The organism is Novosphingobium sp. ZW T3_23 (assembly GCF_044987305.1).
In the GTDB taxonomy this organism is placed as follows: Bacteria; Pseudomonadota; Alphaproteobacteria; order Sphingomonadales; family Sphingomonadaceae; genus Novosphingobium.
In genome coordinates, this window is the sequence record NZ_JBJDRF010000003.1 from 20,327 (window position 1) to 38,503 (window position 18,177).

15 protein-coding genes are annotated in these 18,177 nt (G+C 65.2%); 4 read left to right on the plus strand and 11 right to left on the minus strand.

Annotated elements, in window-relative coordinates; all coding sequences use genetic code 11:
* The first annotated feature begins 83 nt into the window (after nucleotides 1-83).
* The 3 genes from ACI3K3_RS02625 (at nucleotide 84) to ACI3K3_RS02635 (ending at nucleotide 4,459) form a co-directional block, all read left to right on the plus strand.
* Entirely contained in the window at nucleotides 84-1,157 is a 1,074-nt protein-coding gene (locus ACI3K3_RS02625) for a Rieske 2Fe-2S domain-containing protein (protein WP_404911828.1), read from the plus strand.
* Between the two features lie 16 nt (nucleotides 1,158-1,173).
* A complete protein-coding gene (locus ACI3K3_RS02630; RefSeq protein WP_404911829.1) occupies nucleotides 1,174-1,851 on the plus strand; it encodes a GntR family transcriptional regulator in 678 nt (225 codons plus the stop codon).
* A 172-nt stretch (nucleotides 1,852-2,023) separates the two neighbouring features.
* Nucleotides 2,024-4,459, plus strand: a complete 2,436-nt coding sequence (locus tag ACI3K3_RS02635; RefSeq protein WP_404911830.1) for a TonB-dependent receptor — start codon at nucleotides 2,024-2,026, stop codon at nucleotides 4,457-4,459.
* 105 nt (nucleotides 4,460-4,564) lie between these two features.
* Here the strand turns inward: ACI3K3_RS02635 and ACI3K3_RS02640 are convergent, their stop codons facing one another.
* The 8 genes from ACI3K3_RS02640 to ACI3K3_RS02675 form a co-directional block, all read right to left on the minus strand.
* Nucleotides 4,565-5,821 (minus strand): IS701 family transposase, encoded by a 1,257-nt coding sequence (locus ACI3K3_RS02640; protein ID WP_404911832.1) that lies wholly within the window; start codon nucleotides 5,819-5,821, stop codon nucleotides 4,565-4,567.
* Between the two features lie 353 nt (nucleotides 5,822-6,174).
* Complete coding sequence (locus tag ACI3K3_RS02645) at nucleotides 6,175-7,263, minus strand: AraC family transcriptional regulator ligand-binding domain-containing protein (RefSeq protein WP_404911834.1); 1,089 nt, start codon at nucleotides 7,261-7,263, stop codon at nucleotides 6,175-6,177.
* A 128-nt stretch (nucleotides 7,264-7,391) separates the two neighbouring features.
* Nucleotides 7,392-8,279, minus strand: coding sequence for an SDR family NAD(P)-dependent oxidoreductase (locus ACI3K3_RS02650; RefSeq protein ID WP_404911835.1), 888 nt, complete (start codon nucleotides 8,277-8,279; stop codon nucleotides 7,392-7,394).
* Between the two features lie 4 nt (nucleotides 8,280-8,283).
* Nucleotides 8,284-8,850 (minus strand): nuclear transport factor 2 family protein, encoded by a 567-nt coding sequence (locus ACI3K3_RS02655; RefSeq protein ID WP_404911837.1) that lies wholly within the window; start codon nucleotides 8,848-8,850, stop codon nucleotides 8,284-8,286.
* Complete coding sequence (locus ACI3K3_RS02660; protein WP_404911838.1) at nucleotides 8,840-9,736, minus strand: SDR family NAD(P)-dependent oxidoreductase; 897 nt, start codon at nucleotides 9,734-9,736, stop codon at nucleotides 8,840-8,842. Before ACI3K3_RS02660 ends, ACI3K3_RS02655 begins: the two co-directional genes overlap by 11 nt.
* Nucleotides 9,733-10,263: a nuclear transport factor 2 family protein gene (locus tag ACI3K3_RS02665; RefSeq protein ID WP_404911839.1), complete on the minus strand. Its 531-nt coding sequence runs from the start codon at nucleotides 10,261-10,263 to the stop codon at nucleotides 9,733-9,735. The genes ACI3K3_RS02660 and ACI3K3_RS02665 overlap by 4 nt, the downstream gene beginning before the upstream one ends.
* Nucleotides 10,264-10,469: 206 nt before the next feature.
* Nucleotides 10,470-12,809, minus strand: coding sequence for a TonB-dependent receptor (locus tag ACI3K3_RS02670; protein ID WP_404911841.1), 2,340 nt, complete (start codon nucleotides 12,807-12,809; stop codon nucleotides 10,470-10,472).
* A gap of 199 nt (nucleotides 12,810-13,008) precedes the next feature.
* Nucleotides 13,009-15,234 (minus strand): TonB-dependent receptor, encoded by a 2,226-nt coding sequence (locus ACI3K3_RS02675; protein WP_404911843.1) that lies wholly within the window; start codon nucleotides 15,232-15,234, stop codon nucleotides 13,009-13,011.
* Between the two features lie 214 nt (nucleotides 15,235-15,448).
* On the opposite strand from ACI3K3_RS02675, the gene ACI3K3_RS02680 reads away from it, so the two are divergent.
* Nucleotides 15,449-16,423, plus strand: a complete 975-nt coding sequence (locus ACI3K3_RS02680) for an MBL fold metallo-hydrolase (protein ID WP_404911844.1) — start codon at nucleotides 15,449-15,451, stop codon at nucleotides 16,421-16,423.
* A 13-nt stretch (nucleotides 16,424-16,436) separates the two neighbouring features.
* Here the strand turns inward: ACI3K3_RS02680 and ACI3K3_RS02685 are convergent, their stop codons facing one another.
* The 3 genes from ACI3K3_RS02685 to ACI3K3_RS02695 are packed head-to-tail and all read right to left on the minus strand — an operon-like array spanning nucleotide 16,437 to nucleotide 17,958.
* Complete coding sequence (locus ACI3K3_RS02685) at nucleotides 16,437-16,877, minus strand: c-type cytochrome (protein WP_404911846.1); 441 nt, start codon at nucleotides 16,875-16,877, stop codon at nucleotides 16,437-16,439.
* The gene (locus tag ACI3K3_RS02690; RefSeq protein ID WP_404911848.1) at nucleotides 16,874-17,554 is read right to left on the minus strand and encodes an RES family NAD+ phosphorylase; all 681 of its coding nucleotides are present in this window, start codon (nucleotides 17,552-17,554) and stop codon (nucleotides 16,874-16,876) included. Before ACI3K3_RS02690 ends, ACI3K3_RS02685 begins: the two co-directional genes overlap by 4 nt.
* On the minus strand, nucleotides 17,548-17,958 hold the full coding sequence (locus ACI3K3_RS02695; RefSeq protein WP_404911850.1) for an antitoxin Xre-like helix-turn-helix domain-containing protein: 411 nt from the start codon (nucleotides 17,956-17,958) through the stop codon (nucleotides 17,548-17,550). The genes ACI3K3_RS02690 and ACI3K3_RS02695 overlap by 7 nt, the downstream gene beginning before the upstream one ends.
* Nucleotides 17,959-18,177: the final 219 nt, after the last annotated feature.

The window sequence follows — 18,177 nt, forward strand, 5'->3', positions numbered from 1 at the left end:
CCGCGCTTGACAGATTGGATCCAATTCATGATTATTGGATCCAATAATTGAGCGCTGATGCGCCGTGACGGAAAGGATGCGACATGACACTCCCCGCAACACCTGCGCCCTGGCCGCGCGACGCCTGGTACGTCGCCTGCACGCCGGAAGAAATCGACGGCAAGCCGCTCGGCCGCAAGATCTGCGGTGAAGCGATGGTCTTCTTTCGCGGCCCTGACGGCAAGCCTGCCGCCCTGGAGGATTTCTGCCCCCATCGCGGTGCGCCGCTCTCCCTCGGCTTCGTGCGCGAAGGCAAGCTGGTCTGCGGCTATCACGGACTGGCGATGGGCTGTTCCGGCCGCGCCGAGGACATGCCCGGACAGCGCGTGAAGGGCTTTCCGCCCTCGCGCGCCTTCCCGGTGATCGAGCGCTATGGCTTCGTCTGGGTCTGGCCGGGCGACGCGGAACGCGCCACGCCCGATGCGCTGCACCACCTGGAATGGGCGGAGAGCGATAAATGGGCCTATGGCGGCGGGCGCTTCCACATCGCCTGCGACTATCGCCTGATGATCGACAACCTCATGGACCTCACCCACGAGACTTATGTCCATGCCAGCAGCATCGGCCAGAAGGAGATCGACGAAGCGCCGGTGAAGACCCGCGCGGACGATCACGAGGTGGTCACCAGCCGTTTCATGGAGAAGGTATCCGCCCCGCCCTTCTGGCAAATGGCCCTGCGCAGCGCGAAGCTTCCAGAAGAGGCGACGGTCGATCGCTGGCAGATCTGCCGCTTCTCCCTGCCCAGCCATGTCATGATCGAGGTTGGCGTCGCTCTCGAAGGCCAGGGCGGCTACGACGCGGCGGACGCGGTCAAGGCGTCGAGCATCGTCGTCGATTTCATCACGCCGGAGACGGAAACCTCGCACCATTACTTCTGGGGCATGGCGCGTCGCTTCGCGGTGGACGACGCGGGAGTGACGGACAGCATTCGTGAAGGGCAGCACCGGATCTTCTCGGAAGACCTTGAAATGCTGGAGCGGCAGCAGGAAAACCTCCTGCGCCATCCCGACCGCCGCCTGCTAAAGCTGAACATCGACGCCGGCGGCGTCCGCTCGCGAATGATGATCGATCGTGCCATCGCCGCCGAAACCGAAACCGTGATGGAAGCAGCGGAATAGTGGCCGGGCAAGCAAGATGAAGCCGGGCCAGCATGTCCTCGTCTCCCTGCGCCGGATGATCGCATCGGGCGAATTGGGAGACGGCGAAAGGATCGCCGAGATCGCCACGGCCGAGGCTCTCGGGGTATCACGCATGCCGGTGCGCACGGCGCTGCGCGTGCTCGAACACGAAGGCCTCGTGGTGCGGCTGGGCGCCAGGGGATATGCGGCGCGGGCGCCCTCCTCCACCCAGATCGACGGCGCGATCGACGTTCGCGGCGTGCTGGAAGGGCTGGCCGCGCGCACATTGGCCGCGCGGCCTCTCTCCGCTGCCGACGACATCGCCTTCGCGCATTGCCTGGAACGCGGCGATGCGATCTTCGCGAAAGGCCATCTGGTCAACGACGACCTGGAGGCCTTTCACGACTACAACATGCAGTTCCACGAACTGCTGATCTGCGGGAGCGGCAATCCGGCTATCGAGGTGGCCCTGGCGCGTAACAACCATCTGCCTTTCGCCTCTGCGGCGGCCCTCGCACTCGACTGGCAGGATGCCGAGGGCGAGTACCGCCACCTGCTGGCAGCGCATGAGCAGCATCGCGCGGTCGTGGCGGCGATACGATCCGGACAAGCGGAAGAAGCGGAGCGGATCATGCGGGTGCACGCCCGTGCTGCGGTGGGTTCGTCGTCCATCTTCAAGCGGGCCATGCTTTAACAGCCGCGCACAGCGGATTGACCCTGGCGGAACTCGCGCGCCGCCCTGCCGATACCTCTCCCCTGCGCGTTGACAAGGAATTGCCGGCGCCGAACCCTCTGCCCGAGCCGGAAAACCGGTTCGCGGCTTACACAAAACAGGGCTCACGCAGGGGCCGGGGGCGGAGGACACGATGAACAAGCAGCGTCTGGCGGCGGGAATTGCCGTGGCGGTACTCGGCCATATGATCGGCGTCGGCCCCGCGATCGCGCAATCGGCCCAGTCGGAGGGCGAACCGGAAGCCGGTGCCGCGAAGGCGGGATCCGGCGAGATCATCGTTACCGCCCGCAAACGCAGCGAGCGACTGCTCGACGTGCCGGTGGCCGTATCCGCCCTGTCGCAGGAACAGCTCCAGCGCTACGCCACGGTGACGCTGACCTCGATCAGCCAGCAGGTGCCGCAACTGGTCATCGCGGAATCGCAGAACCAGGTGGGCGGCTCGATCAACTTGCGCGGCATCGGCGCGGGCATCTCCAACCCCTCCACGGAAACCGCCGTAACCCTGAACATCGACGGCATTCCGATCAGCTACGGCAACGCCATCCGGCTGGGCCAGATCGATCTTGCCCGCGTCGAGGTGCTCAAGGGCCCGCAGGCACTGTTCTACGGCAAGAACAGCCCCGGCGGCATCGTGTCGCTGGTGTCCCAGGATCCGGGCAAGGCGTTCGAGGCCAAGCTGCGCACCGGCTACGAATTCGCCGCCGACCAGCGCTTCGTCGAGGGATCGGTTTCGGCGCCGCTCACCGAAACCGTGGGCGCGCGCGTGGTCGGCTACTATTCCAAGGAGGACGGCTGGTTCCGCAACGTCGCCGTGCCGATCCCGGGCGTGACAGCGGGCCCGGCGGCGGACAGCTACAATGCGGAAGACGTGTTCGTGCGCGGCACGCTCACCTTCGATTCGCCCGGCGGAGCGACGCGGGCCAAGGCCAAGGTCGCCTACGCACGCCGCACCCGCGACGGGGTGGGGCCTACCGGCGGCTCGCAGATCGTGTTCTGCCCGGGCGGCGTCAGCCGGCTCTCGGGGCCGATCGACTGCAAGCTGAACCGGGACTTCTATAGCGTGATCCTGTCTCCCCGCATGACGGCGCTGGACCCGACCCTGCGCGACGGCGTGCCCTTCGTGGAATCCACCCAGTTCGTCGCCTCGCTTTCGGTGGACCAGGATCTGACGGACGAACTGACGGTCTCCTCCGTCACCGGCTATTACCGGCTGGGCGAAAAATCGGTCGATCCCTTCACGTTTTCCAACGTCCCCTACTTCGGCGCATCGAACGATATCGTGGCGGACGGGGTGAGCCAGGAAGTGCGGGTGGCAACCGATTTCGACGGTCCGTTCAACCTTCTGTTCGGCGGGTTCTTCCAGGACGCACACTTCAAGATCCGGCAGGCCTTCGGCGTGGACTTCGGCGGTGCGACGACGCCGTTCCTGGTCGGCTCGACCTATTACGACGTCCACACCAGCGCCTATTCGCTGTTCGGCCAGGGGCGCTACCGCCTGACCGACGCGCTGGAATTCGCGGCTGGCGGGCGCTATTCCTGGGAGGACAAGTCGCTGACCGGCACCTCCTTCGCCAGCCCGATAGACGTGCTCAATCCCCGGCGCACTTACGAGGACTTCTCACCCGAGGTCACCCTGACATGGCGCCCGAGCACCGACCTCACGCTCTACGGCGCCTATCGCGAGGGCTTTACCTCGGGCGGCTTCAACACGGTGCCCACGGCACTGCGCTCGCAAGCGAACCAGGCCTTGCCGCGCGTGGACCTGTCCTACGGCCAGATGACCGCGAAAGGCGGAGAGGCCGGGATCAAGGGCTACCTCGCCGGGCGGCAGATCCTGTTCGACCTGGTAGGCTACATCTACAAGTATTCCGGGCTCCAGCTTTCCCGCTACGACAACGCCTCGTTCACCCAGTTGACGCAGAACGCCGGCGGCGCGCGCATCAAGGGCGTTGAGGCCAGCGTCACCGTGCAGCCGGACGCCCTGCCGGGCTTGTCGCTGAACGCGGCGGCGGCCTACAACCACTCACGCTATACCGACTTCATCGGGGGGTGCTATGCCGGGCAATCGGTTGCGGCCGGATGCAACCTCAACCCCCGCAACCCGGCGCTTCCCGCCTCCACATACGGCACTTCCGCCAACCCCTACCAGGATCAGGACCAGACCGGCCAACGACTGTTCCGCGCGCCCGAATTCTCCCTGACGGCAGGCGCGGCCTACGACCACCGCTTCTCCGACCGGCTGGGCGCCACCGCCTCCGTGGATACCAGCTATTCCAGCAGCTACATCACCCAGACAGAGGCCAATCCGCTGAACCGGCAGGGGGCCTACTGGCTCCTCAACGGCACCGTCACGCTGAACGGGGGCGAGGACAAGCCCTGGGAGCTTGCCCTTATCGGCCGCAACCTGACCAACAAGCTCTATGTCGTGGCCGGATCGGTGGTGGGCGCAACCGCCAGCGGCACCGGCACGGGCAACACCGTGCAAGGCGACGTTCTGGGCAACGCCAGCCCGCCGCGCTCGGTAACCCTGCAACTCACCCTCAAGAGCAGCCTGCTGCAAGGGCGATAAACGTCGCGCCGAGGCTAGCACTACTTTGGCAGAAGTTCGCTGGGGTGTCTGATGAGGCTACATCCGCAGTGAGGGCATTGCTGCGGCGGTGAACGAGACAGGCGGTCAAGGATGGCCTGGCGCACTGCCGGCAAGGTGGGTTGTGGAGGCGGACCAAGGGCTCTTTTTTTTCCGGCCCGCCTGAGCGAGCCTTCGGGACTGCAGGAAGGCGTAGGCCATCATCGACATCAAGGCATGGCGGTGAAGTCCGGTCCAGGATCGCCCTTCGAAGTGATCCAACCCCAGTTCCTCCTTGAGTTGCTGATGCGCTTGTTCGCAGATCCAGCGCGCCTTGATCGCGCCGGCGAGAGCCTTGATCGGAGTGTCGCCGGGTAGATTGGAGAGATAGTATTTTCGCTCGCCATTCGAGCGATGCTCACCCACCAGCCAGGCTTCTTCGCCTGGCATGTGCTGGGCCCCGGCAGAGCCGATCCGCTGAGGCGCACCATCAGCAATGCGCACGCGCATGGCCGCAAAGCGGGCCGTCAGCCGTCCTTTGGTTCCCTTGCGCCAACTGACCTGCCGCCACTTCGCGCTTTCGAGCATCGCGTGCGCGGCCATGGATTTGACGTCCGGCACATGCCGCACCCGAGGACGACCGCGGCCTGCGACCGGGAAGATCAGTTGCACGTTGGCCGGATAAACCTTCTGGTGCCTGGGGATGCCGACAGCCCAGCGGAGGCCGCGTGTACTCAGCGCCTGCCGGAACGGAGCTGACAGCCCGTAACCGGCATCAGCCAGCACACAGCCGAAGCGCACGCCGGCAGCGATGATGCGATCGATCTCCTCGATCGCGATCTCGGGCTTGGTGCGATATTGCTGCAAAGGAGTAGGCACACCCGACTTGTCCATGCGAGCGGTATCGCTTGTCCAGCTTTCCGGCAGGAACAGCCGCAAGCTCAGCATGAGCGGAACTTCGCTCGAAGCCAGCGTCACCGACACCAGCGTCTGACAGTTGGCATTCTTGCCGAGCGCCGTGGCATACTGCGGCGCGACGCCAACCGAGGCCTTGCCCTTCTTGGGCAAGGCAGTGTCGTCGATGATCACCCAGGATCTATCGCCACCAACCAATTCATCCGCCTGGCTCCATAAGGTCGCTTCCAGCGGGGCGCTGTCCCACAGACCGGCCCCGATGAAATGATGAAGCCGATCATAAGGGATCGCATCCGAGCGGGCTGCCATGGGTTGGATGCTTTTGCGATCACCAGGTCCGATCAGACCAGCAATATAGGCTGGGCACATGCGACGCCGCGTCTTGTTACCCAAGGCTTCCAGATAAGGCGCAAGCCAACGCTCAAGATCCGCCTGCCAGTCCTCGTCCATCGCCAGCCTCCGTCAAAGCTGGCTCCCCATGAATCACGCAGTCAGCGACATGGGAATCCCAAAAATCACACTTCTGCCAAAGTAGTGCTAGGCCGTAAACTCATAAATGGCACCATCGAGGTTTGAGGCAAAATGGCTCAGCGCCAGAAGGCAGGGCGCAGGAATATGTCAATATTTCAAGTCCTGCCGACGCAGCGATGGGCCATTTTGCCTCAAATCCGAAGGACGTCCAAATGGCTTCCATCTCGAACCGAAACGACCTTGGACGGGCAACCAGCCCGCCCGGCGGTCGCTTCGGCCCGAGTTGTTCGCCATTTGGACGCCTCGATGGTGCCATTTATGAGTTTTACGGCCTAGCGCACGCCCGCGTAACTGCGGCGCAGTTCGCGCGGGGACGTGTCGAACTGCGTCCGCACGAAGCGTGACATGGCGGACTGCTCCGAAAAGCCCAGTTTCTCGACGATGTGCGCGAAAGGCATGTCGGTGCAGCGCAAGTAGTAGAGCAGCAGGTCGCGGCGGACTTCGTCCTTGATCGCCTGGAAACTGCTCCGCTCCTCCCGCAAGCGCCGGTGTAGCGACCGGGGATGAAGCTCGAGGACCCGGGCCACGTCCTGGACCGCGCTTTTCCCCGTCCACAACAGCGGCATCATCACGCCGCGAACCTGCGTTTGGAAAGTGGGTCGTTTCGTGCCGTACTCCCTCTGCACGAATGCCATCATATCGCGCAGACCATTCGCATCGGAAGCGGCTTCGGGATCGACCAGCGGCACGGCCAGATCGGACGCGGCGAAGGCGAGCCCGTCCTCGTTGCAGCAAAATCGCACCTCGCATCCGAAATACCGCCGGTACGCGGCCCTGCCGGATACCGCCTCGTGCCGGAAATGGACACGCCGCGCGCCGACCCGTCCTCCGGTCAGCGCCCTGGCCACGAGATGCCCCGCCAGCAGCGCATGTTCGATCGATTGCCCTCGGCTGGACAGGCCTTCCGCCAGCACTTCGTGGCCGATGAACACGGCTTCACCGGACAGGCTCTGCCCCGTCCACAGGCGCACCGCCAGACTATGGGCGGCGGTATGCGTGGCGGCATGATCCAGGGACTCGCCGAAGGTGCGGCTGCTGCGCATGACCCTGCCGAGCGGCCCGAACAGATCGATGCCGGCCTGCCTTTCGGCCAGCCGCATTCCGAAGTCCGTCACGTTCAACACCGAGGCAGCCTGTTCCAGCACGCCGATCCACTGGCTGCACGTCACGGCCCCTTCCCTGTCGCAGCTCTCGCAGTCGAGGCCGTGGGCGGCAAGGATGTCCGCCGGTTCACCGCCGAGATCGCGCACGAACTCCGGGAAGCGCCGCAGTATCCGCGCCTGGATCACCTCGGATTCGGGCCGGGCCGTGTTCCGGGTAGGGGTGCCCGTTGCATCGGGCGCGCGGACGGGACTGGACATGAGGCGGCAACTCCGAACGGAAGCCACCTTCTCACGCCCTTGGCCGGGATTGAACCGCCACGGGACCGAAACGCCATGAAACGGCCGCAAAACGCTGGCGCGATGGCGGTAGCAGGGGCGCGGAGCGGTCAGGGCCCGTTCCACGTCGTAGCGCCCGCCGCCCAGAGCGGAGCGCCCCGGCTTTCGCGCAGGGAGGGGATCGTGCGGCCGTCCTTGTCGGTCAGCCCATATTCGGCGGCCAGTTCGGCGTTGATGAAAGTCCCGCCGGAGCGGGAGGCCACGTCCGGATCCATGGCCAGGGCAGCGATGACCCGGCCCGGGAACTCGGGTGAGGACCCCGCAGCGCTGGCCAGTTGACCGGCCATGCCCGGAACCGATTTGAGGTTCTCCGTCGCCCGTTCGGTATGGGTGAAACCCTGCCATAGCGACAGCGCGGAAACGCCGGTGCCGCGCAGTTCATGCCCCATGTCGCGCATCATCCGATCGGTCGCGGTCTTGGTCGTCCCGAACACAACGTCGTAGGTATATGTCACGCCCACATAGCCAGAGAGGGCCGCGATCAGTCCGGAGCCTTGCGGCACCATGATCCGCGCGGCATGCCAGGCTGCGATGAACGCGGCCCGCAGGCCCGTGTCCCAGATCTGCCATTGGTCCAGCGGCTTGTTCCAAAACCCGTCGCGCCGGGTCATGGCTTCGGGAATGGCCATGGCATTGTTGACCAGAAGATCGAGCCGCCCCTCGTCTCGGCGGACACGTTCGAACAAGGCCGCGATCTGCGCATCGTCGGCCAGGTCGAGCGGCACGGCCACTCCGCACCCACCCCGCGCCTCCACTTCGGCAACGGTGTCCGCCAGCGTGCCGGGCAGGCTGTGCTGCTCGGCGGCGACGGTCCTGCCGGTGACGTAGACGGTGGCGCCCCGTTCCGCCAGCGCGCAGGCGACCCCTTTGCCGATGCCGCGCGTGGCGCCGGTTACCACGGCGACCTTCCCGGCAAGGCCCTGCAAAGCCGACGCCATACGCTCAGACCTTGCCGGGATTGTGCGGTACGCGCCGATTGACGAGCGGGCGGCGATAGGCGGGGTCGTCCGGGCTGCGGCTGGAAACGCCATTGGCCGCGATGTCCGGCACTTCGGCAAACGGCACGGGCAAAGGCGGCGGCATGCAGGCCCACTCGATCACATTGGTGCGCAGCGCGATCCGCCAGTGTCCTTCGCGCCGTTCCAGGCGATCGATGTAGCGGCCGCCCGCCATCCAGACGCTCTCGTTACGGTTGCGCCCGATGAACTGGTAGTAGGTTTCCGCATGCGCCATGTCCCCATCGAGGTCGATGGTGGTCTGGAGCAGGGCATGATGCGTGAGTTTCTGTCCCGCCTCGTGCAGCGGCACGGCCCAGTCCCAGCAATCCGCCGCGCTGCCGACGAAGGGGCCTGCGGCCATCTCGGCATCGTCCCAGAACGCGGAAAGATAGGTGTCCCGGTCGAAGCGATCCATCCCGCGCGAGAAGCGCGCGAGCACTTCGTGGATGTCCTGCTTGTCGAGCATGGCGTCGAGCCGGCGTTGACGATCGCCCAATCCTTCACTTGCCACGGTAATCGACCTCCGAAATCGGCTTCCAGATGGGTGAGCCGCGCGTGGCGCGGGCGGACTGGATCACTTGCCCATCCACATCGGTCAGCCCGTATTCCTGCGCGAGTTCGGCGGTGACGAATTCGCCGCCGGATCGCTTCATCACCTGCGGATCGGCGGCAAGCGCGGCGATCACCCGCCCCGGATGCTCGACACTGCTACCGTGCATCTGCGTGATCGACGCCGTCATCCTGTCGCCCATTTTTGCAAGGTTGTCCTTGGCTTTCTCCGTCAGGGTCAGCCCCTGCCACAGGGTCAGCGAGGCGACGCCGTGAGGCTCCAGTTCGATCGCCATATCGCGCGCCATACGGTCAACCGCCGACTTGGATGTGCCGAACACCACGCTGTAGGTATACGTCACCGCCGCAAAGCCGGAGATCGCGACGATCAGGCCCGACCCCTGCGGAACCATGATCGCGGCGGCATGCCACGCGGCGACGTAGTTGGATTTGACGCCGACGTCCCACATCTCCAGATTCGACAGCGGTTTTTCCCAGAACCCCTTGGGTTCGAGGAGATCGTCCGACAGCGTGAAGGCATTGTTGACGAGGATATCGAGCCGTCCCGCCTCCTTCGCGATCCGCGCGAACAGCGCTGCAACGGCCGCGTCGTTGCCATGGTCGCAGGCGACCGCGATGCCCCGCCCGCCGCTATCCCGGCCACGCGCGTCGCACTCGGCGGCGGTGCCGCCCACGGTGCCGGGAAGGTAATAGTCGCCTTCCTGCACGGTACGGCCGGTCACGTAGACCGTGGCGCCCTGCTCCGCCAGCACCAGTGCGATCCCCTTGCCGATCCCCCGGCTTGCCCCGGTCACGAGCGCGACCTTGCCCGCCAGCGGCGCGGTCATGCGCCGCCTCCGGCGAACCAGGCCTCGCTGAAATCGCCCTTCGCTCTGCCCGAAAAGTGCTCGGCCGAGAAGGCATAGCCCATGACGCCCTTCGACCAATCGGCCGCCGCGCCCCAGTCCTGCTCCCAGTCGTAGAGCATCACCCTGTCCGCGATGCGCCATTCGTCGCCGCGACGCTCGAAGCGATCGAGGTACCGCCCGCCGATGCAGGTGTCGCGGTCCCCCGCGCCCATGTCGATGCGGTGGTAGGAGAACACATGCGTTTCGACGCGCGCCGAGGCGCCGTCTAGCACGATCGTCGACTGACCGAGGAGATGCTGCGTGTCCTTGATGGCATCGGCGCCGGGCACGACCCAGGCGAGATAGGTCGCGAAATCGCCCGAATGAACGCCATAGTCGAACCGTGCTTCCGGCCACCAGCAGGAGCGGATCAGATCGGCGCTACGCCTGTCCTCGCCGCGCGCCAGCCGCGCTATGCAATCGCGTATAGCCTCGCGATCGAGGAGTTGCTGGTTTTCGAAGCTCATTCCTCTTCCCCGTTCCGCCTTGCGGTATGCGGCCTATGTCTCCTGACTAGCTCGCGGCGCCGGCGGTTTCTTGACCGATCGCGACACGATGGCCGATCTCGCGAAAAAACGCCTTTGCTCGCCGTGGCGCTACTCTACCTGGGAGGCGCAGCCTTGAAAGCGGTCCCGGATCAAGTCCGGGACGACCCATGTCTTCTTCGCTTCGGTTATCGGAACTTGGCGCCCAGTTCGATGCCGTAGGTGACGGGCGCGTTCCAGACCGAGCCGGTGCCCAGCGTATTGAACAGAACCTGGGTGCGGTAGCGCTTGCCGGTCACATTGTCGCCGAACAACGCCACGGTGTAGCGGTCCGACGGATCGGTCCACTCCGCGCGCAGGGCAAGCACTTCGTAGCCGTTCTGCCGGAACTGCTGCTCCGGATCGAAGAAGAAGCTGGAGGTGTAGTAGAAATTGCCCGACAGCTTGAGACTTCCCCCGGCCAGATCGAGATCGTAGCTCGCGCCGATATTCCCGGTGAACTCGGGCGCACGCTGCATCTTGAAGCCCGAAGCGTCGGTAGTCGTCTGCGTCAGCGCGCCAGGTCCGCTGCCGCCGAGCGCGAGCGGGATGCAGGCCATCGGGTTGGACAGGTCAGCCACCGCCGGGTCGCAGTAGCTGTAATAGGGAGCGTTGGGGAAGGACTTGTAACGCGCATGGGTCCAGGCCGCCCCGCCTTGGATCGAGAAGGCGCTGCTGACCCGGTAGCGCAACTGCGCCTCGATCCCGTAGATTTCCGAGGAAGCGGCATTGCGGATCTGCGCCGCGCCGTTCTGGAAGCTGGAAACCTGGAGGTTCTTGTAGTCGTAGTAGAACCCGGCCAGATCCGCCGAGAACACGCGGTCGTCGTACTTGAAGCCCAGTTCGAAGGCGTTGATTTTCTCCGGCTTGACCGGCTGCTGCGAATAGCCGCCGACGTTGAGGATGCCGGCCTTGTAGCCCCGCGTGAACGATGCGTAGACGCTCGATTCCTCGCTGGGCTTGAAGCGAATGACGGCGCGCGGCGTGAAGCTGTCGTTCTTCAGCTTCTGCACCGGAATCTGCACGCCGGCAGGCCCCGAGTAGGGCACCGGCTCGCCATTCGGGCCGATGTAGGAAGTGGTCGTCTGGTTGGTGACGAAATAGGCATCGCCCACGGTATCATGGCTGTATCGGCCGCCCAGGGTCAGGAACAGCCTGTCATTCACCGCATAAGTGGCATCGAGGAAAGCGGCGTAGGATTCCGTGGTAGTGCTCGATCCGCCGAACTGTCCGTAAGGCGATCCGCCGAAGCTGGCGCCGATATCCCAGGTGTCGCGGATCTGGAAGTAGTTCAGGCCCGCCGTCCATTGCAGCGGCGATCCGGGCTTGGAACTGAGGAGGAACTCCTGGCTCCAGGTCTCGTCATTGACGCCGACGTAGATGTTGAACATCGGGATCGCCGTGGCGTCCAGATCGCCGTAATAGGGGGAAAGATCCTTGCGGTACTGGGTGTAGGACGTGAAATCCGCCACACCGAGATCCGCCTTGAGCGTCGCCTGGAGCGCGTCGGAGTTCGAGCGGAAGCTGACCGGCGTATTGAGCCGGATATCGCCCGGCTTCGTGGCGTAAGTCGACGAGGGCGCATAGAAGTAGACCAGCGGCAGGCCCTTGGAACTGGAGGTTCCGTAGATGGCCTGCCCGGCGGCCGAAACCTTGTCGAAGAAACCCGCTTCGCCGGTCTTGTCGACATAGGCATTCACCAGCTGCGGCGTGGGATCGTCCGTCTCGGCATGGATCCAGCGCAGCAGCAGCGAGACGTCGTCGGTCAGGTCCGCCTTCATTCCCACGCGGATCGACCAGTTCTCATACTGGCCGATTTCGTCATCGTCGTTCGAAAGGTCGGTGAAGTAGCCGTCGCCGCGACGGTACTGGCCTTCCACGTCGATGGCGACGCGCTCGCTGATGCCGAATGTGCCGTAGGCCTGTGCCCTCACGGCATTGAAGCGGCCGTAGCTGACCTTGGCCTCCCCGCTGGTATCGGTGCTGGGATCGGCGGTGGTGACGATGATGGCGCCGCCGGTGGTGTTCCGCCCGAACAGCGTACCCTGCGGCCCCTTCAGCACCTGGATGTTGCGCACGTTCAGCAGGTCGAAGTCGGACATGTAGGTGTTGGCCTGGAAGAAGCCGTCCACGTAGATGCCGACGTTGGGTCCGCCGCCCGAAGTCGTGATGGCGGTGCCCACCCCTCGGATCGTCGGCTGCACCGCCGGTCCCTGGCTGTCGAAGCGCAGGCCCGGCGTGACCCTGGCCGTGTCCGAAAGCTTCTGCACGTTCGCCGAGGCAAGCTGGTCCGCCCCGAGTGAGGTGACGCTGATCGGCACGTCGCGCGAGGCCTCTTCACGGCGCTGGGCCGTCACCACGATTTCGTCCGAGGCTCTTGCCGACTGTTGCGGCGCACTTTCCTGGGCCAGGGCGGCACCGGGCAGCGCGCAGCTTGCCGCGGTGATTGCCAGTAGCGATGTCGCCTGCGCGCGCGTCCAGCCGGTCATTCGATCTTCCCCCATCTCGTGCAGGGGTCACGATCGCATTCGCGCCCCGTCTTGGGCGCACAGGATGCCGCACGACGGCCGAAGAAACTTGACCGATCGCGACATTCGCCCGTCGATGGGGAGAGTTCGCCCGCGCGATGTTCGCGATCGCGGCGAAACGAAGCGGCGGCCCTCCTCCCGGAGAACCGCCGCCCGAAGATCAGAAGCGGAAGCCGACGCCCGCGCCGATCACGCGCGGATCGTTGACGAAGGCCGTCAGGTTGTTGAAGTCGATCGCGCCGATGACGTTCGACTCGTTGGTGATGTTGCGGCCGAACACGAAGACGTCCACCGCATCCGAGGGCGAACGCCAGCCGATGCGCGCGCCGCCTTCGAAGTTGGTGCCGACGTGGAATTCGGTGGCATCATAGAGGAACAGGTTGAAGTCCTTCTGCGCCACCCAGTCGGTCTGGGCGTAGAGCTTGCTGCCGCTCGCCAGCTCGTACGTGTACGAGGCGTTGAAGTTGAACAGCCAGCGCGGAGCCTGCGGGAAGGGGTTGCCGTTGATCGAGGCGCGGCGCGTGGTGCCCACGTTCACGATCGGATCGCGCACGGTGCAAGCCGCGCCGCAGAAGGCGACCAGCAGATCCGGATCGTCGATCTTGGTGAAGTTGTAGGAAACGCCGCCGTTGAACTGAAGACCGCGCACGGGGATGGCAGTGGCCTCGAACTCGACGCCGCGTCCCTTGCCGCGCTTGGCGTTGATCAGCTGGTTGAAGTTGCCCTGGCCGCCGATCGCGGTGAACTGCGGATCCTTGATGTCGTAGATGTAGCCGGTCAGGTCCACGCGGAAGCGGTTGTCCGGCGTTGCCGCCTTGATGCCCGCTTCATACGAGGTGATCGTTTCCGAATCCGCCGTCGTCAGGATGTTCGAGGTGGCGATGCGGCCCTGGATCGAGGGACCGCGATAGCCGTGGGCGATGCGGCCGAACAGGCTGACCTGCGGGCTGATTTTATAGAGCGCGCTGACGTCCCAGCTCGGCTGCTCGTCGCTGACCGAGCGCGAATCCGCGAAAGGCGCGCCCAGCGTGCGGGCGGCGTCGAGGTCGCGCTTGTCCTGGGTCCAGCGCGCGCCACCGGTGAGACGCAGGCTGTCGGTCACGTCGTAGTGGACCTGGCCGAAGACCGACCAGCTGTCGCTCTTCTGGCGCAGCTCGGAAATCACGGTGGGGGTGATGCCGCCAGTGCCGTTCCACGAGGCCGAGATCAGCTCGAACTTCTCGCGCCAGTAGAACGCGCCGACCTGCCAGCCGAAGCGGGTATCGCCGTTGCTGGCAAGGCGGACTTCGTAGGTCTGCTGGTCGAGATCGCTGGAGAGCGTGCCGGTTTCCGAATTGAACGGAATGAAGCCGCTGCCTGCCGTGGTGCCGAGCACGCCGCCGTCGATGTCGCCGCGGCCCGAGCTGCTGCCCTGATAGGCGGAGACGATCGCGGTCAGCGTCGCGCCGCCGAGGTCGTAGTCGACATGCAGCGCTTCGGACGTGGTGTCCTGCGCCTGCGGGTTGTTGCGGCCGCCGTCGTAGTAGACGGTGTCGCGGTCGTAGCGGTCGTTCAGCTTGTTGGAGCCGGTGGTCAGCACGTTGGCGCGGTTGAGCGTGCCGGTGCCGCGATAGGAACGCGCCTGGAGGGTGAGCAGCACCGAGAGGCGGTCGTCCGGCTTCCACAGGGCGTGGATACGTCCGGCGATGTCGTCGAAGCCCCCCAGATCCTTGCCGCGCTTGGTGAAGGAGGCGTCATAGGCGTTGTTCACCCAGTCCTCGCGGTGGTTGGCGAGGCCGGCGACGCGGAGCGACAGCGTGTTGGAAACCGGGATGGTCGCGCCCACTTCGGCGCGGATCGTGCCGAGTTCGCCCACGGTGAACTGGGCCTGGCCCTCTGCCTGGTCGCCGGGGCGGCGGGTGTCCATCTTGACGACACCGGCGGGCGTGTTGCGGCCGAACAGGGTGCCTTGCGGGCCCTTGAGCACTTCCACGCTTTCGAGATCGAAGATCGGGAAGCCCTTGAGGTAGACGTTCTCCAGCACCACGTCGTCGAGCACGACCGAAACCGGCTGCGAGGCGTTGAAGTCGAAGTCCACGTTGCCGAGGCCGCGAATGTAGAGGCGCGGGGCGTAGCGGCCGTTGGAGCTTTCGACATAGAGGCTGGGGGTGCGACCGGCCAGCGAGAGGATGTCGGCGCCGCCTTCGGCAATCGCGCTGATCTTGTCGCCGCTGAGCACCGAGACGGCGATCGGCACGTCGCGGATGTTCTCGGGACGACGCTGGGCGGTGACGACGATGTCGGCGGAAGCGCCAAAGGCGTCCGTACCGGCATCCTGGGCCAGGGCAGGCGTGGCGCCGGCCAGAAGCGCCGGCACGCTGGCCAGCCAATAGGTTTTCATCTTCATCGTTGCACCCCTTGCGCGCTGCCGGTGCATGAGAAACCGCCCTGCCCGTCGTGGAGCAGGACGGCGATCAGCGTCGCACCGGTGTCCTTCGAATGGGGCGCCCTTAGCGACGGTTTGTGACATTTCCGATAAATTTCTTTCGCCGTTCCACAAGAAATCGTAATCGCTACGCGTGCTTACTGAAATCATGACATTTTTGCGACATTTCGGCACCGTGACCGTGGCCACTACAGTCCTGGCCGTGTCTGCGGCAGCCGGGGCATCCCCCTCGACCGCCGATACCACCGCCTTCGACATCGTGCCGCTGGGCGTGGAGGGCGGCGTGGTCGAAGGCTCGACCTCGGCCTGGTTCATCGCGCGACATGGCCACGAGCAGGGCCTTGCCTGCGATGCCGGCACGCTGGTCCCCGGCATTCGCGCGGCGATCGCCAAGGGAGGCTTCCCGGCAGGCACGCGCCCCTCCGACGTCTTGCACCGCCGCATCGGCGCCTACCTCATCACCCATCCCCATCTCGACCACGTCGCGGGGCTGGTGATGGTGTCGCCGGACGACCGGGCCAAGCCGATATTCGCGCTGCCCGAGGTCAACGCGGCGCTGGCGGCCGACTACTTCAACTGGAGCGCATGGCCCAACATGGGCGATCGCGGCAAGCCGCCCTTGCTGGCGCGCTATCGATACCGCGATCTTGCTCCTAGTGCCGAGGGCGTTCCGGTCGAGGATACGGGCCTGGCTGTCACCGCCTTTCCGCTATCGCACGGCGGCACGCTGTCCACTGCATTTCTGGTGCGCGCCGGGGAGGACGCCATGCTTTGCATGGGGGATACCGGTCCGGACGCCGTCGAGCATTCGACGCGTCTGGATAGCCTCTGGCAGGCCGTGGCGCCGCTGGTGCGGGCAGGCCGCCTGCGAGCGATCATCGTCGAGACATCCTATCCCGACCCGCGCAGGGACGAGGATCTGTTCGGCCACCTGACGCCGCGCTGGCTGCACCGGGAACTGGGCCGGCTGGCCGAACTGGCAGGCGGGGCGGGCAAGCTGACGGACCTGCCGGTGGTGATCGGGCATATCAAGCCGTCGGTAGACGGCGGCCCGGAGACGGTCGCCACGATCGCGCGCCAACTGTCGGAAGGCGAAGGTCCGCCGGTCCGCTACGTCATCGCCGAACAGGGCCTGCGGCTGGAGTTCTGACGCGCAGCCACGGTCATTTCTGATCCCTCAGATACGCGATGATGTCCGCGCGGGTGAGCGGATCGGGAACGCCCTGGAACTGCATGGTCGTGCCCGGCACGAGCCGGGCGGGATCGGCGATCCAGGCATCCAGCGTGGCCGCGTCCCACTTGCCCGCGGCGGACGTCAATGCCGCGGTGTAGCCGAAGCGGGAACGGTTGGTGGCGAAGGGCTTGTCGAACACGCCGTGGAGATTGGGCCCGCCACGATCCGACGCGCCCTGGATCACGCTGTGACAGGCGGCACACTGCCTGAACTTGCGAGCCCCCACATCCGCGTCCGCCACCTTCATGAGCGCGGCAAGAGAGGGATCGGCCCCCGCTGCACGCAGGCGCTCTTCGCGGCGATCGTCACCGCAGCCCGCCAGCGCGGCCGCGAGAACGGGGAGAATTACCAGTCTTGCCCTGAAAGTCACAATGCCAACTCGTATTCCTGGCGCGTGTTCAGGTTGTGAACCCGATCCACGCGGCGTCCGTCCCAGTGCATCTTGTAATGATCGCCCTGGACCGGAATGGAAACGGCATCCGGCCAGAACATGGCCACGCACCGGCCGCCCGGCGATCGCACGGAGTTGTAGAAAATGCCGTCCGCTCCCTTGGCGCGTTCCTCGGCGCCGCGTTGCTGGGGATATGTCCAGCTATCAGGATCGTGCACGAGCGCGTCACCGGTCAGGTCCACCAGTTCGCGATCGAGCGCCCCCACCAGCATGCGGAACTGGGAGTGCCAGCCGGGATCGGTGGACGATGCCGCCATGGCCCTGCCGTGGTGGAATGCAACCTCGCGTATCGCCACTTCCTCTTCGTTGCCGGCGCTGTAGACGCCGTAAGTCCCGTTGCTGAAGCGGCCCGGACGATCGGTGCTGCAATGGACGAAAGGCGCCATGACCAGCGACGCGCCCGTACCCGAAACGCGGCGTTCCACCGGCACCAGGTCCAGCCGCCCGATATGTTCGCGAACACGGGGGTTGGTCTTGGATTCAAGCGAAACAAGCGCCTCCCAGTCGCGCGGATCGGCGATATCCTCGAACAGGTCTATGGGGGGGAAAATGGAACGGATCAGCCGAAAGGCGCGCCGCCAACGGACTCTCACCACCCGCCGCGCTCGGCGTCGAGATAGCGGCGAATGCGTTCGAGCGCGAAGATGCTTCCGCCCTTCATCACGTCCAGCGGGGAAGATCCGCCGAAGACCATGTTCGGCTGCTTGATCCACGCATAGCCAAGCTCGCGGTCGGAAAAGAGATAGCGCAAGCCCTTGTGAATGCCCAGGAGAAGCGAAATCCTGGTCGCCAGATCCCGATCCACCTTGGCGATGCTGCCGCTCTTCCAACGCGTCCAGGTGCTGCGGCTGATACCGCCCAGCAGGTCGCAAGCCGCCTCGTCGCCCAGTTGCCAGTGTTCGAACAGGTTGACGATCGCGCGGGCACCGGCGGCGGCCTCTTCAGCAGTGATCGACGGGACGGCGGGTTCGGCCGGGGTCTGAGGAACCTGTACGAGCATGCAATTCTCCAATTGACGCAATATGTGATCTTATGCGCCGTTTGGCAAGTCGCCCTCGCCTGCATAAGCGCATTGATCGACGCCAAGCCACATCATATCTGCGGCGGATTCCGTGACTTTTTGAGGTTCGCAGGCCGCAAGCTTCTGCACCGGTTAGAAAAACTTTATTGTCAACTAAATTGGTGGAGATTAGCCCTACGGCCCTTCGATTAGTCCGAC